At 46.1% G+C, this 21,629-nt stretch carries 12 protein-coding genes and 1 tRNA gene; 4 read left to right on the forward strand and 9 right to left on the reverse strand.

What is annotated here, in order from left to right; genetic code table 11:
* Positions 1-11 precede the first annotated feature (11 nt).
* Positions 12-560 carry an NADPH-dependent FMN reductase gene (locus AB4111_RS06740; RefSeq protein ID WP_442030923.1) on the reverse strand — a complete coding sequence of 183 codons (549 nt, stop codon included), beginning with the start codon at positions 558-560 and terminating at the stop codon, positions 12-14.
* A gap of 37 nt (positions 561-597) precedes the next feature.
* Between AB4111_RS06740 and AB4111_RS06745 the strand changes: the two genes are divergently transcribed.
* A complete protein-coding gene (locus AB4111_RS06745) occupies positions 598-900 on the forward strand; it encodes a hypothetical protein (protein ID WP_442030924.1) in 303 nt (100 codons plus the stop codon).
* 9 nt (positions 901-909) lie between these two features.
* Positions 910-1,848, forward strand: coding sequence for an FAD:protein FMN transferase (locus tag AB4111_RS06750; protein WP_442030925.1), 939 nt, complete (start codon positions 910-912; stop codon positions 1,846-1,848).
* 104 nt (positions 1,849-1,952) lie between these two features.
* On the opposite strand, the gene AB4111_RS06755 is transcribed toward AB4111_RS06750, so the two are convergent.
* Positions 1,953-10,256, reverse strand: coding sequence for an immunoglobulin-like domain-containing protein (locus tag AB4111_RS06755; RefSeq protein WP_442030926.1), 8,304 nt, complete (start codon positions 10,254-10,256; stop codon positions 1,953-1,955).
* Between the two features lie 451 nt (positions 10,257-10,707).
* On the opposite strand from AB4111_RS06755, the gene AB4111_RS06760 reads away from it, so the two are divergent.
* Entirely contained in the window at positions 10,708-14,337 is a 3,630-nt protein-coding gene (locus AB4111_RS06760; protein WP_442030927.1) for an S-layer homology domain-containing protein, read from the forward strand.
* Between the two features lie 324 nt (positions 14,338-14,661).
* On the opposite strand, the gene AB4111_RS06765 is transcribed toward AB4111_RS06760, so the two are convergent.
* A tRNA-Ala gene (locus AB4111_RS06765) sits at positions 14,662-14,734 on the reverse strand.
* A 184-nt stretch (positions 14,735-14,918) separates the two neighbouring features.
* Positions 14,919-15,386, reverse strand: coding sequence for a transcriptional regulator NrdR (gene nrdR, locus AB4111_RS06770; RefSeq protein ID WP_036609807.1), 468 nt, complete (start codon positions 15,384-15,386; stop codon positions 14,919-14,921).
* A 115-nt stretch (positions 15,387-15,501) separates the two neighbouring features.
* Between nrdR and AB4111_RS06775 the strand changes: the two genes are divergently transcribed.
* A complete protein-coding gene (locus AB4111_RS06775; RefSeq protein ID WP_017689472.1) occupies positions 15,502-15,723 on the forward strand; it encodes an alpha/beta-type small acid-soluble spore protein in 222 nt (73 codons plus the stop codon).
* An 82-nt stretch (positions 15,724-15,805) separates the two neighbouring features.
* On the opposite strand, the gene AB4111_RS06780 is transcribed toward AB4111_RS06775, so the two are convergent.
* The 5 genes from AB4111_RS06780 to polA all read right to left on the reverse strand — a co-directional run bounded on the left by AB4111_RS06780 (position 15,806) and on the right by polA (position 21,492).
* Positions 15,806-16,369, reverse strand: coding sequence for a lytic transglycosylase domain-containing protein (locus AB4111_RS06780; protein ID WP_442030928.1), 564 nt, complete (start codon positions 16,367-16,369; stop codon positions 15,806-15,808).
* Positions 16,366-16,962 (reverse strand): dephospho-CoA kinase, encoded by a 597-nt coding sequence (gene coaE / locus AB4111_RS06785; RefSeq protein WP_442030929.1) that lies wholly within the window; start codon positions 16,960-16,962, stop codon positions 16,366-16,368. Before coaE ends, AB4111_RS06780 begins: the two co-directional genes overlap by 4 nt.
* A gap of 9 nt (positions 16,963-16,971) precedes the next feature.
* A complete protein-coding gene (locus tag AB4111_RS06790) occupies positions 16,972-17,751 on the reverse strand; it encodes a manganese efflux pump (protein ID WP_253433094.1) in 780 nt (259 codons plus the stop codon).
* A gap of 132 nt (positions 17,752-17,883) precedes the next feature.
* Positions 17,884-18,720: a DNA-formamidopyrimidine glycosylase gene (gene mutM, locus AB4111_RS06795; protein WP_442030930.1), complete on the reverse strand. Its 837-nt coding sequence runs from the start codon at positions 18,718-18,720 to the stop codon at positions 17,884-17,886.
* A 117-nt stretch (positions 18,721-18,837) separates the two neighbouring features.
* The gene (gene polA / locus AB4111_RS06800) at positions 18,838-21,492 is read right to left on the reverse strand and encodes a DNA polymerase I (protein WP_442030931.1); all 2,655 of its coding nucleotides are present in this window, start codon (positions 21,490-21,492) and stop codon (positions 18,838-18,840) included.
* Positions 21,493-21,629: the final 137 nt, after the last annotated feature.

A 21,629-nucleotide genomic window follows, 5' to 3' on the forward strand; every position in this document is an offset into this window, starting at 1 on the left:
GATTAGCCCCCCTACTCTTGCCAGGAAAATTTTTTCGTTTTTTTCTTCAACGTCCTTTTTGATAGCAATTCTGTGGTGATCTCAGTAAACAAAACAAACTCCCTGAAAATTTCGTCAAGCTCCGCTACTTTTTCAGCATCAATAAGATTGCCGCTAGTATCAAATGCACGCTGTGATTTTCCCAAAAGAAACTCGCTGCTAGGCATCATTCTCGCACCAAGTTCAGGCGAATCCAGAATTTGTTTCAGATGTGCTTGTGCTCTGGAAGAACCGAGTGAGCCGTGTGAAGCACCTACGATAAGAACAGGCTTGTCTATCAAGGATTGAGTCGTATAACTGATCCATTCGAGCGCACTTTTTAAAACGGCAGGTATGGCGTGATCATACTCCGGGGTGGCGATAATGATACCTTGCGCTTTAGATATTTGATCCGATAACTCTTGTACCTTCACAGGAATATCAACTTCAGCATCCTCTAGTTCATCTTTTTCAATAAAAGCAGGCATATCCTTAATTTCAAACAAGTCAATCTGGGCTTCACTAGCAAAATGCTTTTGCATAAATTGAAGTAGCATCCGGTTCGTTGATACATCTGAATTGGTGCCCACGATAGCTAATGATCAATTGCTCAGTGTCTACAAGGTACAGCCTAATATCGTTATGGAGAGCAAAGAAATTTACACGGTACTGAAGCTGGCAAAGCATAATTTAGGTCTGACCTTTGTGCCTGAAAGTATCCATATCAAGGAGTGCCCTTCGGAATACAACATCTATCCAATCTCTGTAGAGAAGATGAGTCTCGATTATTTTATAGCCCATCATGGAGAAAAAAAGCTGAATAGCGTGGATCATGACCTCATCCATACGTTTCTCAATCACGGACAACAATGTGCGATATAGGAGGCTATCATGAAATCTTTTACGAGAACGATACCGCTCATGGGAACGAACATATCCCTCTATATCGAGGGGACAGATGCTGAAGAGCTTGCCGAGGAAGCAGTGGATATACTCATCCGTTATGAACAAGTGTTTAGTGCCAACAGTGAGCACTCGCAGCTTGCCATACTAAAAAGAGAAGCCGCATCACATCCGCTTAGAGTAGACAAAGAACTGTATGATCTTATAAAGATAGGCAAAGAACACAGCCTGAATGAAGATTCATTTTTAAATATTGCGATAGGTCCTTTAATCAAATTGTGGAGAATTGGTTTCCGTGAGGCACATGTGCCGAAGGATACCGATATCAAGGAAGTTTTGGAGCTCTTGAATCCTGAACATATACAGCTCGATGATGAGCAGCAAACCGTACATTTATTAAGAAAAGGCATGGAGATCGACCTTGGAGCGATCGCTAAAGGTTATTTTGCCGATCAAGTTATGGCATTTTTCAAGAAAAATGGAGCTACCTCCGCTATGGTTGATATGGGCGGAAATGTGCTTGTTCATGGCGATTCCCCCTCCGGTTCTAGTCACTGGAACGTGGGAATACAGAACCCCTTTTTACCCAGAGGCAATGCAGCCGCACTCGTTAGCGTCAAGGAGCAATCCGTCGTTACCTCTGGCATATACGAGCGCGTTTTAGAAAAGCAAGGCCAGCAGTACCATCATATATTCAGCAGTAAAACAGGATATCCGATCGAAAGTAATATTGCTTCTTTAACGATTATTGCGGATAGATCGCTGGACTGCGACATCTATACAACAGAATTGTTTGGGTTAGATGCGGTCTCCATTATTCATAAAGTAAATCAAATGACACCTATCGAGGCTGCCGTCATCACTACAGATGGTGAACTGGCATACACCGACAATCTTAGGGGAAGAATCCATCCGATATCAAGCTAAAGTAATAAGATCGTTGATGCTAGGTAAAGGTATGCAAAAAAACGCTACCACTAGAAGTGGTAACGTTTTTGGCTTTGTTATTCCTTGAAGCAAGAAGCACGTGCCTACATCAAACCCAACACATTATAGATCATCACTGCTGCTTCTGCACGGCTCGCATTTTTCTTCGGTGCAAACTGATCGTTACCTACACCGTTGATTATACCTGCTCCCTGTATTGCCTCTACCGCTTGCTTCGCGTAGTTTGCGATGTTTGCTTCATCCTTGAAAGCAGTAGCTTCACCACCTGCTAACGCTAGTTGCTTCATTTGGATCGCCTTGTATGCCATAACCGCCATATCTTCTCGTGTAATGTTCTCATGAACTCCGAATCTTCCATCTGGCTTTCCGTTCACAATCCCCAGCTTCTGTGCAGTTGCGATGTTTCCATGGTACCATTCTCCTTGCTTCACATCACTAAAACTTGTCATTGCGCTCTCATCCGATAACTCCAACATATTCATCAGCATGGTGATGAATTCTGCTCTGGTCACTTGACCCTTCGGATTAAACTCGCCGTCGCCTACACCCTTCACAATGCCTCTTGCTCCCAATCCCGAGATCGCATCCTTCGCCCAGTCTTGGGTCACATCCTTAAAGCTCGTTGCAACATACGCTACCGCATACTTGCTTGCATACGTTGGCTTGAACTCTACTTTTCCTGTCACTGCATTGTATTTACCATTCGTCACCACGCGTAGCTCTCCGTTGTCCTTCACATCGTATACGATGACGTTGTTTGGATTTTCGGCAGCTTTTAGGGTGTATGGCAATGCAATCACGAGATCATCTCTGCCATCAAACGCTGTAAGCTTCTTACCATCAATCGTTAACTCGATATCGTATACGACCTCACCATTCAGCTGAGCTTGTGCACTAGCTGACAATTGATTAGCTGTTAATTTCTTAATCGACAATCCTAACGTTTTCCCCGCACTTGTTCCTGTTCCGAGCAGTTCGGTTGCCACGGTTACGACTGCAGAGCCTGTGTTGATCTCGATGCGATCTACTGTAGAAGATCCACTTGTTAAGCGCGCATCTACTGCTAACTCAATCGTTAGCCCGTTCAAGCTTTGATCACCTTCAACTCGCACCTGCAGCTTACCGCCTGTCGTTTGATCAAGCGCACGCTTCACCGTATCCGCACTTAACTTCACGTTAGAAGCACCTTTCTCACTTGCGACTGGCTTAATTTTTATTTGACCGTTGTCCATGACCACTGGCTCACTTCCACCTGTAGCTTGTGGTGCAGTAGGTGCAGGGATATTACCGCCACCACTTCCATCACCGCTGCTTGGTGCTTGTGGTGTTCCTGACACCACAACCCCTGCGGATTCATTCCCTGCTGCGTTTACCGTAGTAATACGGAATTCATAACGAGTACCATTCGCAAGTCCTGTGACTTCATAACTGCTAGCGGCATGATTCAGCGTTACCGTCTTAAACTCTGTATTTCCAAGACCTGTAATCTTAATGGCAACCAGATCGCTGTCATCAGGATTACTCCATTTCAAAGTCAGCTTCTGATTACCTGCTGTTACACTTGGTCTTGTCACTTCTCCTGGTGCAGTCGGTTCTACCAATGGTGTTACTGTTACTGTAGCGCTGGATGAAAACCCACCATCTACTGTAGTTACTGTAATGCCTGCTGTTCCTGCTGCCACAGCTGTTACTTGACCTGTCGCACTTACAGTGGCTACAGCTGGATTGCTAGAGCTCCATGTTACTGCTTTTTTCGTTGCATTAGCTGGTAATACGGTAGCTGTCAATTGCCCTGATTGACCTTCTACGATGGACAACGTCGTTTTGTCCAAGCTAATTCCACTAACGGGTACGTTCTTCCCACTGAGTACATCATACTCACGTTGTGTAATGGGAATTACCGTTCCGTGACGCGGACTCGCAGGTAAATTGTAGTTGGAAGATAATGTCCAGACTCCTGATGCAAGATTGGTGGTCTCGAATGGAATATAACCTCTTCCACCAAACTCATCTACGAATAAATACCATTTTTCATCTGTATTTGATTTGAAGATCGTTGGACCCTCAACCCATTTCATGTTACCCACACCTTGATTAATCATCTTGAAGGCCGGATCCAAGATCGAGTTACCAACCTCTTGGAAGACCATCTTGCCAAATGGAGCAGAAGCTCCGTTGTCTTGCTCATCCTTCGTAAAACGATACACTTTTCCATCGTGCTCAATCATCGTTGTGTCAATGATGGAAAATCCATAATCCAAGTATACTTTCGGTTCAGTAAACGTATAGAAATCTCTTGTCTTGCTATACATCATTTTTTGATATGCACTGCCTGTATGGGATGCATCGTCAAACATTCTTGATGCCCAGAATACGATATATTCACCAGTTGTGTTGTCGTACATAATTTCTGGTGCCCATGTATTACCCGCTTCTTCCGGTGCAACCTCTACCATGCGTTGATCTGTCCAGTTGACCAGGTCATTTGATTCCCACACCATAATGGAACGACTGCCCCATGTCTGTGCTCTGCCCCAGTTACCATTACCGTTAATTTTCAGATCGGTAGCGATCATGTAGAACTTGTCACCTTCAGGCGAACGAATAATGAATGGATCACGTACCCCCTTCTCCCCTAAGGTAGAGGTCAATACAGGTTTACCATTATTCAATTCTCGCCAGTTCAATGGATCATTACCGTTACTTAGTGCAAAGTGAACTTGCTCGCCTGTTGAGCTACCTTCTCCAGTAAAATATGTGAAGAAGTATCCTGCATAATTTTCTTCAGCAGGCATTTCTTTCACCTTCGCCATAAATTCCTTTGTAGCGGATGCTGAATTTAATGTAATCGTAGCTGTAAGCTTCACGTCTACATCTCCACTACCGTACGCCGGACGTTGTACTTCACCCGTCACTGAAACGACGTTTGGTTGAGCAGAAGCCCAAGTAATGGTTGTTCCATATAGTCCAGATTTCGGTAATGAGAGATGACCTCTAACATCACTAATGTTATGAACGACTAGCGCTGCTTTTGCTTCATCTACAGAAGCGGCATCGCTTGGCAATGCCTTAACCATCAACGTAAAGGTTTTGCGAGCTGTCTCTGTACCATCTTTAAATACTGCTATTAACGTTACAACTTGATCACCCGTTGCGTTAGCTGGTCTGGTTACGGCACCTGTAGTTGAGATGATATTCCCCTTATCCGAAGTCCAGCTTATTGTTGTGCCATAAGCACCTGATGTTGGCAAAGTTACATTGCTTATAATCTCATCTTTTGATGTATTCGAGGCAAGAAGATCATGAATCGTTAATTTCTCTTTCGCAGCCGATACAAACATGCCCTTCATCGAAGCAATCTTCTGATCTGCACGAGCCTTCAGTGATGCAATATCTGCTGCTGTCATCGCACCATCATAAATTTGGAAGTCTGCAATCAACCCGCCGAAGTATGGATCAGCCGGATAAAATGACTTCCCAATGGTTCCACTACTGCCTGAGATATTTTTTATTTGTTCTAACGTCATACCATTCGTTGATCCTGATGCAACAGCAACACCATCAATATAAAGCGTTAGTGTACCATCTGTACCTGAAACAACAGTTGTAACGACTTTCCATTCATTATTCTTTAAGCCCGTGGTCGAAGTTGAAGACTCATTATTCCAGGCATTCGTCGCGATACCTAAGCGAGCCAGACCGTTAGCGTTATAACGTGGTGTGAAATACGTATAGTGCGTATTACTGTTTGGTCTTCCTAATGCATATAACCACTCCGCAGCATTTTTACCGCTCCAGTTCACAATGGATGAAACGGTGATATCCGTTAATCCATCGAGAACTCCTTGTGGCAGCTCTACATAAGAGTTAGTTGTGCCACCAGTAAAGCTTAGTACACCCGCATCTTGTGTACTAATCCATTCTGCTTTAGACGGATTCATCCATTTTCCGTTAAAGTTTCCTGTTTGGTCAACAACCGTCGCACCATCGATATCATTCATATCGTAGTGGAGAATGAGTTCTGCCCCAGATGGCTGCTCTACTGGAGGAGTAACGTCTTCATTAGCTAAAGTTGCAATCTCTTCAACGGATAATGCACGATTATAGATACGGAAATCATCCAGTTTACCATCAAATAGATTATGAGAGCTGTTTCTCGATTTACCAATATAATTCATCGTTGTTTCCAGTAACATTCTCGGCTCCACGTTAAATGTCGAGCTGCGTTTAACCTCTTGACCGTTCACGTACAATACGGCATCAAATTCATCCATTGTAATGGCAACATGCTGCCAAGTCTTCGTTGGTAAAAGTCCAGCATTTCTCACTGCATATTTATAATCTGATCCTAGTTTCGTGCTGTCATTGCTAAATTTCTCTGTAAAAGGGGTTACGACAGCGAACTCCAGACTACCTGTATCCCCTTGTGTACTCAAGTACATAGTGTTGCGGTTAACCTGTCTGCCTGTTTCGGAAGCAAAATCAAATATTCTTTGATTGGCTTGATTTTTATCCATTTGAACCCATGTAGAGAACGTAGCCTTCTCCAGATTCAAGGATTGAATCAAGTGATCTGGCAGCTTCACATATCCTGTTGATCCATTAAGCTCTAATGCACCACCCGTTTTACCGATGCGATCCTCTTCATTAATCGTTGCTCCACCTACGAGTGTTGCGTGATGACCATTACCAGAAATGTCATTCAACGTTGTACCATTCACTGTATTTGCATCAAATGAGTAATGTACAACCGGGTCTGTTGATGGTGCTGGACCTTTCCATGCATACTTCTCTTGCAAAGCATTATACTCTGCACGTGAGATTGGAATCACCGTTCCGTGTCGCGGTCCTGGCGGAAGTGCATATTGATCACTACTTAACACATTGTTTATATATTGCGTGCTACTGTCCAGATCTGTTGTATAACGTACATGATATGGCCATGAATCAAGGAACAGATACCATTTGTCTTCATGAATATCCTTAAATATCGTTTGTCCTTCGTTGTTTCCACTTTTCCCGATCAAGCCGAGTTTGTTATCCCGTGTACCAGGAACAGCGTTGTATTGAAGGCCATTTGCTGCAATACCGTCCTTGTCATAGTAGAACGTTGGCGCCTTCTCCACATACACTTTCGTATTCACTTCTGATTTGGTGAATCGGTACAACATATTATTGTGCTCAATAAATGTCGTATCAATGGTCGGAAGTGACTCATCAATCATGACCTTGGGCTCAGAAAAGGTGTAGAAATCTCGTGTTGTCGCGTAGTACATCACATTGTACTGACCTTCCGGTCTTCCGTTATAGTCTCCATATGTCTCTGTGTTTTTCATCGATGATGCCCAAAACACGAAATACTCTCCAGTTACCGGATCATAGATCGCTTCTGGCGCCCACGTATTTCCTCCAGTTTTAGGAGCCACCTTGATCATTCGCTGCTCGCTCCAGTTCACGAGATCCTCTGACTCCCAAACCATCATGTAATGACTGCCTGTCATTTGAGCTTGATCGAAATTTGTACTTTCACCCATTTTCAAATCGGTTGCCAGCATATAGAATTTATCACCTTCTGCTGACCGAATAACGAATGGATCACGAAGTCCTTTTTCCCCCATATTCGATTGCAGGATCGACTTTCCATTATTCAGCGCTTTCCAGAACAATGGATCTTTCGCTGTAGCGAAGGAGATCTCTTCACCGCCCTCATATTCACCTGTAAAGTACGCAAAGAAGTAAGCATCAGGCTTTACTGGCGCAGCTGCTTTTTTAATTGTAACGTTAAACGTAAGCTCTTTAGAAGCTGTACCATTCGTAATAGTAGCGATTAGCGTAACGGGTATATCCGTAGCTTGACGGCTCACCCAACCTAACTGTGGAGCGTTACCAGCCGCTTCAGCCGTTCCTTTAACAACAGCCGGCCTGCTGGATGTCCATGTAATGGTGGAGCCTTGTTCACCTGCAGTGACAAGACGTAAGTTGCCTTTAACATTGTTCGCGTTGTATATCTCTAATTGTTCAGCATCCAGATCAACCTTCTGCTGATCATCGAATTGCTTCAAGATCGTAACCGGGAATACAGCCGCTCTAGATACGCCTTGATACGTTAAAGTAGCCGTAAGCTCTGCTTGAACATTACCTGCTTCTACAGCTGGACGTTGTACAGTACCACTGTTAGAAATGACCGTAGGATTACTGGAACTCCACGTAATATTCACGCCATTTTTACCGCTTTTCGGTAAATTTACGTTTCTCGTTATCTTGTCAGCACTCTGATCTGCCTCGTCTAAGTAATGACCGATGTTAAGTTGATTCGCTGCATCATCAACAGTGAGCTGACGTATTTTGGAGATGTGAGGTGCTGCTTCTTGTTGATATAACTCGCCCATTTCTTGCTCCGTCAACGCACGATCATATACTTGGAAATCAGCCACGCTACCTTGAAGGTATGGATCGTTCGAGAAGATGGACTTACCGATAAAGCCAGAGAACGTAGCATCCGGATTAATAATGTCTGACAGCTTTAGTCCCTTCGTATTACCTGAAGCAACCTTAACTCCATCAACGAATAATGTGATCCTGTTGCTAGCTTCAGAGAAGGACACCGTTACATGCTTCCACTGTCCACCGATCAGGTTTGAGTTTGCGCCACCTGTAACTAATGCTTCGTTCGGCCAGCCATTTTTGGAGATACCTGTAGCAATCATACTGCCTGATCCACTACCGTGACGTGGGGTTACAAAAAAATATTTGTTCGTTTCCGGCGTTAACACCGTACCCAAACCGAAAATCCAGCGATTCGTACCATCATTCGTCCAGTTCACGATGGAAGATACGGTAACCTCATTCAGACCTTGTAATAGATCCAGTCCATTAGAGCCCTTAGGGATCTCAACATAACCACTATTCGATGTAGAGCTTCCACCATTAAAGGAAATAAAGCCAACTTCACTATTTGAAATGAATTGTCCATTGTTTGGATTTTTAAATATCCCATCAAAGGTAACTTCCTTGTTGGCAACATCCTTTAGTACGAGTTGACCGTCTACTTCTGTAGTCGTTTTCATGTCGTAATGAAGAATAAGATCATCTTTGAGTGATTTTCCCTTAACGGTAACGGCTGATGTAGCTGTAAACTCTCCATCCTCAGTTTGTACCGTAATGGTGGCAGTACCACTACTAACAGCTGTAACTTTACCCGTTGAATTGACAACCACTACACCCGAGTCACTAGATGTCCAGACGACTCTATTATTGGTTGCATTTGAAGGTGAAATTGTAGCCACTAATGTCTCGCTGTCCCCCATGGATAAACGAAGTGCAGCTTCATTAAGCGAAACCTCCTTAACGGCAATCTGCTCCACAGTAGCACCTTTAGGTAGTAAGGTAACCACGAACTCCTTCGTTGTCTGGCTTCCACCTAAAGAAATGGTTGCAGTTAACGTCACTTGTTGCTCCATTTCTCTTAAGGTCACTTCCCCAGTTGCACTAACCGCACTCTCATCACTGGAAGTCCACGATATCAATGCGCCATACTTATTGGTAGAAGGAAGTTCAAGAGATTCTGTCACGGCAGATATATCACCTAACGATAGCTCTAATTTGCCTTGTTGTACTTGCTTTTCATTAAATGATTGTTCATATACTGCCGTGATATCTTCATTATTTAGTGCCTCTCCGTAAATTCTTAAATCTTGAAAGCTGCCCGCAAAAGTAGCATCCCCTGAATAATTAGAGCGACCGATGTAAGCTTGCAAATCCGTACCAAAGCTTGCTGTTGTTTTCTCTTTGGCGGCCGTGCCTATGCTTACACCGTTAATGTAACCTGTAATAGAGCGTTCTGTGATGACCGTTGTATAGTGAACCCATTGACCTTGATACTGTGAGGTAGAAGCGCCTGATACTCCTATCTCAGTTGTCCAAGGCTGGTCCACATTATTGCTATCCGTAAATACGGACTTGAAATCACCACTTGGGTTCGATGGATTAAACAGCCAATAGTTCGTTGGTAATTTATTTTCAGCTGCTGGCGTACCGTAGAATAATGCTGCGTAGTTCCCGCTTCCCGTGTTGCTCTTGATCCATACAGAAATGGTTGTATTTTCTTGATGATCAAACAAGCCAGTAGGAAGCTGCACGTAGTTCGTGTTACGATCTGTTCCTCCAGGTAGAGTAAGACCATCGGCATACGTAATGTTGCCTACAGCCGTTCCATGTTTGCCATTACCGGATGCATCCTGTACATCCTCAAGCAGTGGATAATGTGCCAACATCGTTGGTGTTATGGGGTCTGCTGAAGCTTGATTGTTAAATGGCAGAACAAGACTCAAACAGTTACTGAAGGTCAAAAGTAAAGCTAACGTTATGATTGAAATCCGCTTTCGCATAGCATTCTTCCCCTCGTTTAATTTTCAAAAGCACGTAATCCTTATTTCACCTTTAAAACAAGACCACCTCGCTCAAGGAGCTAAAGAAACACCTTGAAATGAATGCGCTTACATTTCTTCTCATATTACGTCTTCTACCGTTCCAATTCAATGTAGTTTCTTGTTCATAAGGTGGATTTTTTTATTGCAATTTGAAATGAATGCAGACTGCAACACTATTGATATGAAGCAATCTACATGCACAGATGCGTACAAGATTATCAAAACAATAAAACGGCATCTCTGCCGTTCTAGATGTTTACGTATGGTTTATGTGTAAATTAAAGGATTGAACCCCTGATAAACTTAATATATATAGTTGGGCGCTTGTCAAATGGACAATGTGTCCGAATACGATGCGGGTAAGCCGCCGTGGGCGAACCAGATCGAAAAATAAGGAGGATTTTCATTTATGCCAAAACGATTTAGCAGAATGCTCGCGTTCCTGTGTTGCTTGGTCATGGTGGCGTCGCTAATGCCTACCAGCTATGCTGCCGCCACTGACAACATTGAGAACGCAGAAGCGAATGAAACACCCACCGCCATTTTTGGAACTCCCGAACTCGGGTCAAACGATCCCCTCTGGGACCAAACCATGGAGCATCACATCAACAAAAGCACGGTACCCACCGACCCCAGACCCCATGCCACGGGCACAGCAAGAATCCTTTGGGATCATGACTACCTGTATGCCCGCGTAGTTGTGAATGACAGTAATGTATATCAGGGAGCTGGCGCAGATCATCGGTATGACAGCCTGGAGTTTTATGTTGGTACCGGAACCGGCGGCTCAAACCAATGGCGGGTCAGCTCGACGGGTGTGTTTTCAGGGCAGGCCGCTCCAGGCAGGGCTGCATGGAGCCAGATCACCGAAACCGGATATATTGTGGAAATGAGAATACCAAAAAGAAATTTGACCTTTGAGGAGGGAAAGCTTACCTTTGAGGTCTATATCAATAACTCGACAGAAAACGGCGCTGACCGCTATGAAGTCGTTTCCTCTTTTGGAGTTCCGGACGCGGCTTATCCCAGCTCTGATTCATTTACAGACAGCCTGCAGCTCATTTCAGCCAATGAAGTGGACAACAGATTTTCAATCACCGTAACGGCGGGACAGGGCGGCTCAATCATGTCGAACCCACCCGGGGATGTTCTGAGAGTAGATCGGGGCTCTAACAAAGAAATTACGTTTACCCCCGATTACGGCAAAATTGTGGATACCGTAACGGTAGACGGCGAGACCGTGACTCTATCTGCTAGCACTTATACCTTTACGAATATTGAGGCTGATCATACCATTCATGTGACTTTCAAAAACGATCCAGACGCAGGAATACTCCCCTTTATTGTATGGAATGACAACTTTGCCAGTGGCGAGTACACAACGGCTGTTATCATTGATTTAGGCGAGGGGAAGGCGGCGTTAGGCTCCGAGCTTAGTCCAGACTTGTTTGCCTTATCGGCTAGGAACACGACCCTGAACGGCGAAGCGGTGACTTTTGAAGGACCACGCAAGATCACAAGGGTGTATGCTAATGATGAACCGAAGGTACGCGGCTATGTGGGGCCGATTAGCAATTCACCAGATTATCAGGACGGACTGGCGAGCGGTCGTTACATCGTTGTTGAGTCTGAGTTTTATTCAGAGAGCGGCGGCAGTACAACGCTAGATGGCAGCAGTAACTCGACAAAGCAGGTCTACACCATTATCCAAAAGGGTGAGATTGTACTGACAGAAGGGAATCCGCTTCACAATGTGGTTTTTGAACAGGAAAAAGTTGTGAATCCAATCCTTGATAAATTTACAACATTCACGGACAATTCTGTCAATCGTTCGCTCTACCTTCACAAGGATGAAAACGGTAACGTGATGAACGGATTGCCGCTTTATGTCTATACCCACGGCATGTCACGCGGCGGTACAAGCGCTGCGACAGACCAAAAAGCGGCCATGAAATCAGCCAACGGCTCAGTCGCTCTAATGAAAAAGATGGAGCAAAATCCCGATAAGTACGCCAGCCATGTTCTGAATATTTCCTATAATGGCGTATCTGTTCCTTCCACAGAGAATGTTAAGAAGGTCATAGACGCCCTGATTGCCAGCGGCGAAGTAGACCCTAACCGTGTTTACGCAGCAGGCTTCTCATGGGGCGGCCAGTATACGAATAACTTAGTTAATAGCTATCCCGGTTTCTTCGCTGCCGCAGCCCCTATGGCCCCGGTAAGCGGTTCACCGAACGCTAAGGACAATGACGCTCACAACAACCTGGCCTATTGGATGTTTTTAAATGCTCATAATGTTGGTGGCTACCAGACGAACCTCAATAACTTCATCAATAACAATATGCCAAAAATGATCAACGCGAGGGCTTCGCGCTTTGAGAGTAATGAGGCTCTTACGTGGCCTTACAATCAATTTGATCAGCCGAATCTGAGGCCGAATCCGTCCAATACACCTGTTCTGGCTGATTATATAGCGCATGAAGTTGAAGCAGCGGTGCTTTATAATCAGATCACTATGGGAACTTGGACAATAGCTCCCACAGCGCAGTCCTCTAACTTGCCGGCTTGGAACAACGATTACACAGATGTCTTTGATTGGATGTTCGCGCAGAGAAAACCGGCCGTGCCTGGTACGCCGACCAGCTTCAAGGCGACAGCGGGTGACGGACAGGTCACATTGAGCTGGACTGCTCCAGCTGACGACGGTGGCAGCGTGATATTGGGCTATAAGGTATGGTATGGCAATGTAACACCGGTTGCATTGGATGCGGCGGAGACCAAGTATACCTTCAACAACCTGACAAACGGCCAAGGCTACAGCTTCAAGATCGTTGCGGTGAACGCGAAGGGCGACGGCGAGGAAATCAGCTTAACGGCGATGCCGACGGCTCAAAAAACTCCTACCGTGCCTGGTTCTGGTGGCACTACAGGCAATACGGGCAACTCCGGTAATACAAGCAACAGTGGTAATACACACAACACCAACAATACGGGCATCGGGACAGACACTGGAACGTCGAAATCGACCTACGCAGTAAATACACCGAAGGATAAGCCCGCGATAACAGACAAAAACGGCAACACCACCCTGCCCGGCGGCGGCGAGATTGCGACCAAAGGCGGGACGAAGATTAAGGTGCCCGAAGGCACAACGATAGACTCAAACGGTAAGGTAACTATTCCGGCAGACAAGAGCGCCGAAGTGAAACTACCCGGCGGCAACAGCACAGTGACCATTTTGGGTGGCTCGACGATCGCGAGCGACGGTACGGTCACAGTAGGCAGCAAAGACGCGCATGTGAACCTGTCAAACGGTAATAAAGTGCATATCCACGGGGGATCGAAGATACAGAGCGGCGGAGCGGTTGTGATAGGACCGAGCGGCGCAAGAGTCGTCTTAGACAACGGCATGTCGCTGAACATCCGTGAGGGTACGGAGCTGGCGTTCGATGACACCACCCCACTGGGCTTCCTCGTGATATCAGGCAATCCTTTCAGGGATGCCAACATGGACGACTGGTTCTACAACGATATAAATTTCGCCTACACATACGATCTTTTCAACGGTACGACGTCCACGACGTTCGCACCGGGCACCGCAATGACGCGTGCCATGTTCGTGCAGGTACTGGCCAATCTTGAGAACGTAAACCTCTCCAGCTACACGAGTTCCCGCTTTAGCGACGTGACGGACGGACAGTGGTACATGGCGGCAACCGAGTGGGCGGCCGAAAAAGGCATAGTCAACGGTACTAACGCAGACCTGTTTGACCCCAATTCGCCGTTAACGCGCGAGCAGATGCTGGTGATACTTTACAATTACATGAAGTACAAGGGCTATGAGATACCTGAAAGCAACTCTATGTCCTTCACGGATCAGAGTGAGATCAGCTCCTGGGCGTTGGAGGCCGTTCAGGCGCTACAAGGCAACGGCATTGTATTAGGCAAACCGGGCAACTTTTTTGCTCCCAAAGCTACCGCCACCCGCGCCGAAGTAGCCACGATCTTTGTAAGGTTCGTTGACTATCTGGCTGAGTGAAAGCGTATACAGAAAAAATGAAGACCCTCCCGGCTGGACAATATCCAGCCAGAAGGGTCTCCTGTTTCCAAACTGCACTTTTTTTGACAACTCCACAGTCAGGACTTTAAACCCTCGATTTTTGACATCTAGAATATTCGTCCCCAAGCTCGTCCCCAAGTCCAAAATTCTACTTCATTAATGCAGTCAATGAATCAAAAAACACTAAAGAAACCTTCCTTGTGACCGTTCGTGTGACCTCAGGCATAAAAGCAAATCATTTTCACATAGCAAAAAACCCGCCAAACACTCGGAAATCCTTGTGTTTAGTGGGTTCTTTAGTTATGGAGCCTAGGGGGATCGAACCCCTGACCTCATCGCTGCCAGCGATGCGCTCTCCCAGCTGAGCTAAGGCCCCAGGATATGAAATAGATAACTTGTCCAGCCCTGCTACGTTCCACAGGCGACTCCTATATCATATAAAATCCAGCTTTCGCTGTCAATCAATTTTTCAAGATCCAAAGTGATTGGAGAAGAACAACCGATTTCACTGGCACACAAGGACTGGAACTCCAGACTGCTCTTCTCCCTTTCCCACTTCACTAATCCTCCAGATCGTCTTTGGACAACAGGGATTTCAGTTCTTTCATGAACATATTGATATCTTTGAACTGGCGATATACCGACGCGAAACGGACATATGCCACTTCATCGACTGGAAACAACTGTTCCATCAATAGCTCACCAATCTGGCGACTCTCCACTTCAGCATCAGCTGTATTACGCAGCGATTTCTCCACTTCAGATACCATCATCTCCAAGGTTTCTACGGAGACTGGACGTTTCTCACAGGCACGAATAAGCCCACGGAGAATTTTATCCCGGCTGAACTCTTCACGACTGCCATCTTTCTTAATGACAATCAGTGGAGTCTCCTCAATCATCTCAAACGTTGTAAATCTTCGGGCACACTGCTCACACTCACGGCGACGACGAATGGATTTTGCTTCGTTGGCCGGACGCGAATCAAGCACTTTGGTACCCATATAACCGCAATAAGGACACTTCAAATCAGATCACTTCCCACGTTTTACTTTTACCACATATTCCCTGTCTTGATTTTGTAATGAAAAATGCATTGCCGAGACATAATACTTTTACCAACTCACGAGGAGGTGAACAGCAATGGCACAAAGCAACGGTAACTCCAACAACCTGGTGGTAACTAAAGCTTCCGCAGCACTCGAGCAAATGAAATATGAAGTTGCTCAAGAACTCGGAATCAGCATCCCACAAGACGGATACCAAGGTAACATGACTTCTTACGAGAACGGTTCGATCGGTGGATACATCACGAAGCGTCTGGTAACAATTGCAGAACAGCAATTGGCAGGTCAATACCAATAATATCTGCATCGTAATACGCTACACAGAGGAGCATGGAGCGGCCGGTGAACAACCGGCCTGCTCTGTGCTTCTACTTATATACTCAGAACGTATTATAGATCTTTACATACTGATTATAATAGTAAATGACCCTTTGTACATAGTGACGCGTCTCACCAAACGGAATATCTTTCACCGTCTCGAATGAACCATCCCACACACCATCTCTTAGCCAACTGTTCACTTTGCCTGGACCCGCATTATAAGCAGCGATCATGACCGCTTCATTGCCACCGAATTGATCGGACAGATTACGCAGATACCATGTGCCTAACTGAATATTTCGTTCAGGCTCGTGCTTCAATTCCTCCAGCGAAGTGTCGGGAATTTTGGCTTGTTCCAGTATCCAGTTTGCCGTGTCTGGCATCAGTTGCATGAGACCAATGGCACCACGTTTGGATTCCTTGCTTGTCTTGAAATTGGTCTCGACTTTGATAATGGAAGCAATCAGAAACGGATCAACCTCATAGCTCTGAGACTGGGCACGAATCTCTTCCTTATAATGAATCGGATAGAACCATGCCATCCAGTTTGTATTCAGAAATAACACCAGTACAAAGGACACAAACATCAACAGCAGGACACGTTTCTTACGCAATATTTTCATAACAAACCCTTACGCTGTAGATATGAGTCAATTTGCTGCTCCGTCTCAGTCCATAAACCGCTGTTATCGATGACAATGTCTGCCAGCTGCTTTTTGCGCTCAATATCCATCTGTACATCCATCCGGGCCTCAGCCTGTGCTGCAGTCATTCCATCCCGACTCATCAATCGATCTCGTTGCACTAATCTTGGAACATATACAACCATGACTTCCTCGAAACCATCCTCCAGACCCGATTCGTACAGCAAAGGGATATCAGATACCACAAGTTTATCCGGATGTTGCAACGCGTATGCAGCAGCCCGTTCACGCATCTCTTTACGGATTGCCGGATGTGTGATAGCCTCCAATGCCTTTCGTTCTTCTGGTTGTTCAAAAACAATACTTCCAAGCTTTTTCCGATCCAGTGTTCCATCTGCGTTCAGTATGGCTTGTCCAAACCGCTTAACAGCGGCGGCCAACACGGGATGCCCGGGCATCATAACTTCCCGGGCAATAACGTCTGCATCGATGAGCAACGCTCCCTTACTGGCAAGATAGGCGGAAACACTACTTTTGCCTGTCGCGATCCCGCCGGTTAAGCCTATATTCATCGTTTCACCTCATAACAGCTTCATTATCCCCATAATCATTAACAATAGTGCTGGCAATACAGATAGTCTTCGCATCCAGCGCAGAGCTGAGAATCGTAGTCCAACCTTCATGCCGAGTGACAGAAACGCCCCACTAAACAGGGCAATAATGAGTGCCGTCCATAGCGTGGGGAATCCCAAAAGAGCCGCTCCCAGGCCCGCTCCAAACGCATCCAGAGACAGGGCAATCCCCAGCCACATCGCTTCCTGAGCAGATATACTTCCCGAGTTATCCATATCCGCCTTGGAAGGGCTGCGAAGGATCTGAATGACGACCCCCAGCTTACGCAGCTCCAGTGTAAATACCATTCGTTCGAGAGAATCACCCGAAGCCGATTGCTCCAGATCCAGTGCAAGCACCTGATTCCTGCCCTTGGAATCCGGCTGCGTCCCTTGTACGTTTTTCCCCAGCGCATTAACCGTTGTTTCTCCTGCTCCCTCAACCGTTACGATGCCTGTTTCCAGCTGTTCTTTTCCTTGCTTTCGAATAAGTTGCAACAGTGACCATGCACCAATGCCTATTAATATAACGGCGCCCACAATGGAAGCGATATCCGGTGACACGACATGGGACAACAGCACACCAACTTGCATCGACAAGGCAATAACCAATCCCGAACAGATCGAAATAACAGCGATAGATAACAGGGGAATCTTGGTCCTCCGTAACCCATATGTAATCCCGACTCCAAAACCATCTAAACTAAGCGCCAAAGCAAGCGCCAGCAATGAAATAAAATGATGCAGCACCCCGGACTCCTCCTCTGTGCGGTACTCGTGCCAACTGAAGATGCCAGTATGGGTATACGCCCGCTTATTTCTGCCATATCAGTATATGGAGGGAGGAATCCAAGGGTGCTATGATTTCATCATTTCGTTCATTCAGTTCAAGTTCAGCGGCTGACAGTTCGGACAAAAATGCGTACCACGGCCACCAACCACCGTTTTTTCGATTAACGTACCACATGTTGCACAAGGCTCCGATTTGCGTCCATAGATTTTCAGTTGATGCTGGAACATGCCCATCTCACCCTGTCCATTCACATAGGATTTAATGGAAGATCCTCCTGCATTCACTGCATCTTGTAACGTAGCCACAATTGCTTCATGAAGCACCGTTAACTGCGCTTCGGTCAGAGTTTTGGCGATGGTCTCAGGATGGATGCCGGCGCGAAATAGAGCCTCGTCCACATAAATATTCCCGATACCCACCACATATGCCTGATTTAACAACACAGCTTTAATTTTGGTTGTTCGCTTGCCCACTGCCTCACGGAATGCTGCTACCGTAAAGGCAGGATCAAGCGGCTCCAATCCCAGCTTCAGCAAAGGTTTCGATATCAGTTCCTCACCTGCATTGAACAGATGCATCGTACCGAACTGGCGCACATCCTTATAACGCAATTCCGTACCATCATTAAAATGGAAGATCACATGTGTGTGCTTCTCCACATCTTCATGCTGCTCGTACACACCGTACCTTCCTTCCATCCGCAGATGGGAGACAAGTACCAGGCCGTCCAGCAAAATACGTAAAAACTTGCCTCGTCGCTCCACGCCAATTACGGTATGTCCCGCGAGTTCCATTGCAAATGCATCTATGTCGTCCGGCCGCTGAATAATCCGCGGCAAGCTAACGGTCACATGATCAATCGTTTTACCCACAATAAGTTGATTCAATGTTCTTCTGACTGTTTCGACTTCCGGCAATTCCGGCATGATGTTCTCACCTCCCCTATATTATAACGGAAGATGGCGCTCAGCGGGACCCTTTTCTTATATCTCTAACATGGAAGGTCCTATTGTAAAATACCGGAAAAACCGCGCGGTGCTTGATTATTTCGCTTCGTACCAGTTATCCCCAAAGCTGACTTCAGCTTTCAGCGGAACTGACAGTTCCAATGCTTTTTCCATAACCGAAGGCACTAATTCTTTCATCAGTTCTAATTCATCGGCAGGCACTTCGAACACAAGTTCATCGTGCACCTGAAGCAACATACGACTCTTCAACTTGCGTTCCCGCAGCGCTTCATCCATCTGTACCATGGCCAGCTTGATGATATCTGCCGCAGTTCCCTGTATAGGTGTATTCATCGCCGTACGCTCTGCGAAGGAGCGCAGATTGAAATTACTGGCATTAATCTCTGGCAAGTAACGACGTCGCTCAAGCAACGTTTTGACGTATCCATCCTGACGAGCTTCTTTCACAATGTCATCCATATATCGGCGTACACCCTGGAATACTTCAAAATACTGATCAATGAACTGCGCAGCCTCTTTACGTGTAATGTGCAGGTTCTGTGATAAGCCATAATCACTTATTCCATATACGATACCAAAGTTAACTGCCTTGGCGGAACGACGCATATCCCCATCCACATCCTCAGGTTTCACGCCAAATACATCCGAAGCGGTCTTTGTATGAATATCCATATCATTGACAAATGCTTCCTTCAAGCGCTCATCGTCCGAAATATGTGCCAGTACACGCAGTTCAATCTGGGAATAGTCTGCTGCCAAAATGGACCATCCGGGTTCAGATGGAACAAATACCTTCCGGATTTTGCGACCTTCCTCCATCCGAATCGGAATGTTCTGCAAGTTCGGGAATTGACTGCTAAGTCGTCCCGTTGCAGCAATGGTCTGACGATAATACGTATGCACTTTGCCATCTCGATCAGAAATTTCTTTGAGCAGTCCTTCTACATAAGTAGATTGCAGCTTGGCAAGCTGACGATATTGCAGAATATGCTTAACTACATCATTGTAAGGCGCTAATTTCTCTAATACTTCAGCATCTGTGGAGTAGCCTGTTTTTGTTTTCTTCACGACCGGCAAGCCCAGTCTGTCGAACAAAATCTCACCCAGTTGCTTCGGCGAATTCAGATTGAATTCTGTCCCTGACAACTTGTAGATTTCAGCCATGAGTCTGCTGATATGCTCTTCGAATTCACTTCCCAGCGCCTGCAGATCAGCTGTGTTAGCCTTAATCCCCTGCTTCTCCATATCTGCCAGAATACGTGACAACGGCATCTCCAGCTCGTGGAAAAGTGAGTTCATCTCATCGCCCTCCAGCGCCTGTTCCTGAAGAGGAATAATCGCTGCCACGGCAGCAGCTTTCCGGCAGAGGAAATCGCCCAGCACAGCTGCTTCCGGTACCTTGTACTTGGCTCCTTTACCCATCACTGTGTCATCCTCCACGAGAGAAGGCAGACCATATTTGGTCGTAAGCCCACTAATCGTCTGGTTGGATTCAGTGGGATCAAGCAAATACGCAGCCAGCTGCACATCGAATGCCGCGCCAGCAAATTCAATGCCATGCGCATGAAGGGCCAGGTCAACTCGATGAAGATCATAACCACGCTTCGGCTGGTCTGAATTACCAAGCCATGCCCGCACTGGAGCTGCTGCCTCAGACTTCAGCAATTCAGGAGATATGAATGTATAGGTTCCGGCGGAACCTACAGCTAGTCCAATCAGTTTCGCCTGATGCGGGTTATCACCGTGTGTCTCCACATGGAGGACATCAATGGAATCGAGGGAACTGAACAGCTCGCCTATGTTGTCCTCTGTTGCAATGGAGGACTCCACCTCGGCAGCAGGAACCGCTTCCTGCTCAGAACCAATGCTGCCACTGAACGACAAGCGTTCGAGCAAGGATTTGAATTCCAGCTTGGCTAATGCAGGACCAGCATGTTCTTCTTTTAAACCGCCGAATTGCATATCCTCCCATGTCTGCTCCAGCGGAACTTCCCGGTGAATCGTCGCGAGTTGCTTGCTCATTCGGGCATCTTCGGCATGAGCCTCGATCTTTTCTTTCATCTTGCCCTTCAGCTCACTTGTACCATTCAGCACATCTTCCACCGATCCGAACTGGTGCAAGAGCTTCAACGCTGTTTTCTCTCCGACCCCGGGAATACCCGGAATATTATCAGACGCATCGCCCATCAGACCTTTGAGATCAATGATTTGCATCGGCGTCAGACCGTAACGTTCCTTAATCTGAGCAGGATCATACAGTTCAATATCGGTTACCCCTTTACGCGTCAGTCCGATATGTACATGTTCGGAGGCGAGCTGCAGCATATCTTTGTCACCTGATACCACAAGCACCTGTCTGCCCGCTTCATCTGCGCGTTTGGTTAGTGTTCCGATAATGTCATCCGCTTCGAATCCAGCAAGCTCAAACTGAGCGATGCCAAGTCCTTTCAGCAGTTCTTTGAGCAACGGGAATTGCTCTGACAACTCTGGTGGTGTCTTCTCCCGACCACCCTTGTATTCCTGATACCCTTCGTGGCGGAACGTGATTTTGCCTGCATCAAATGCAACCATAACATGTGTAGGCTTATGCTCTTCAAGCAATCTCAGCAGCATCGTGGTGAAGCCATATACCGCATTGGTATGCAGACCTTTCGAGTTGGTCAGAGGCGGCATTGCAAAAAACGCCCTGTAAATAATGCTATTTCCATCTATGAGAATAAACTTGTCCATTCCAGCACCTCGCGTATTATATGGTCAACCTCTTCAATTTACATCTACTCTCATGATACCATACCCACCTGTCACATCAAAAAGAATAGCCTCTTTCACTTCACATTTAATCGCAAAAAAGAACCTTCTCCACAGAC

It is taken from the genome of Paenibacillus sp. 2KB_22, assembly GCF_052115745.1.
Lineage (GTDB): Bacteria > Bacillota > Bacilli > Paenibacillales > Paenibacillaceae > Paenibacillus.

Excerpts from the sequence above, each read along its gene's own strand:
- mutM (WP_442030930.1), bottom strand. The coding sequence starts at position 18,720 with ATGCCGGAATTGCCGGAAGTCGAAACAGTCAGAAGAACATTGAATCAA.
- AB4111_RS06755 (WP_442030926.1), bottom strand. The coding sequence starts at position 10,256 with ATGCGAAAGCGGATTTCAATCATAACGTTAGCTTTACTTTTGACCTTC.
- AB4111_RS06775 (WP_017689472.1), top strand. The coding sequence starts at position 15,502 with ATGGCACAAAGCAACGGTAACTCCAACAACCTGGTGGTAACTAAAGCT.
- AB4111_RS06780 (WP_442030928.1), bottom strand. The coding sequence starts at position 16,369 with ATGAAAATATTGCGTAAGAAACGTGTCCTGCTGTTGATGTTTGTGTCC.
- coaE (WP_442030929.1), bottom strand. The coding sequence starts at position 16,962 with ATGAATATAGGCTTAACCGGCGGGATCGCGACAGGCAAAAGTAGTGTT.
- polA (WP_442030931.1), bottom strand. The coding sequence starts at position 21,492 with ATGGACAAGTTTATTCTCATAGATGGAAATAGCATTATTTACAGGGCG.
- AB4111_RS06750 (WP_442030925.1), top strand. The coding sequence starts at position 910 with ATGAAATCTTTTACGAGAACGATACCGCTCATGGGAACGAACATATCC.
- AB4111_RS06760 (WP_442030927.1), top strand. The coding sequence starts at position 10,708 with ATGCCAAAACGATTTAGCAGAATGCTCGCGTTCCTGTGTTGCTTGGTC.
- AB4111_RS06740 (WP_442030923.1), bottom strand. The coding sequence starts at position 560 with ATGCAAAAGCATTTTGCTAGTGAAGCCCAGATTGACTTGTTTGAAATT.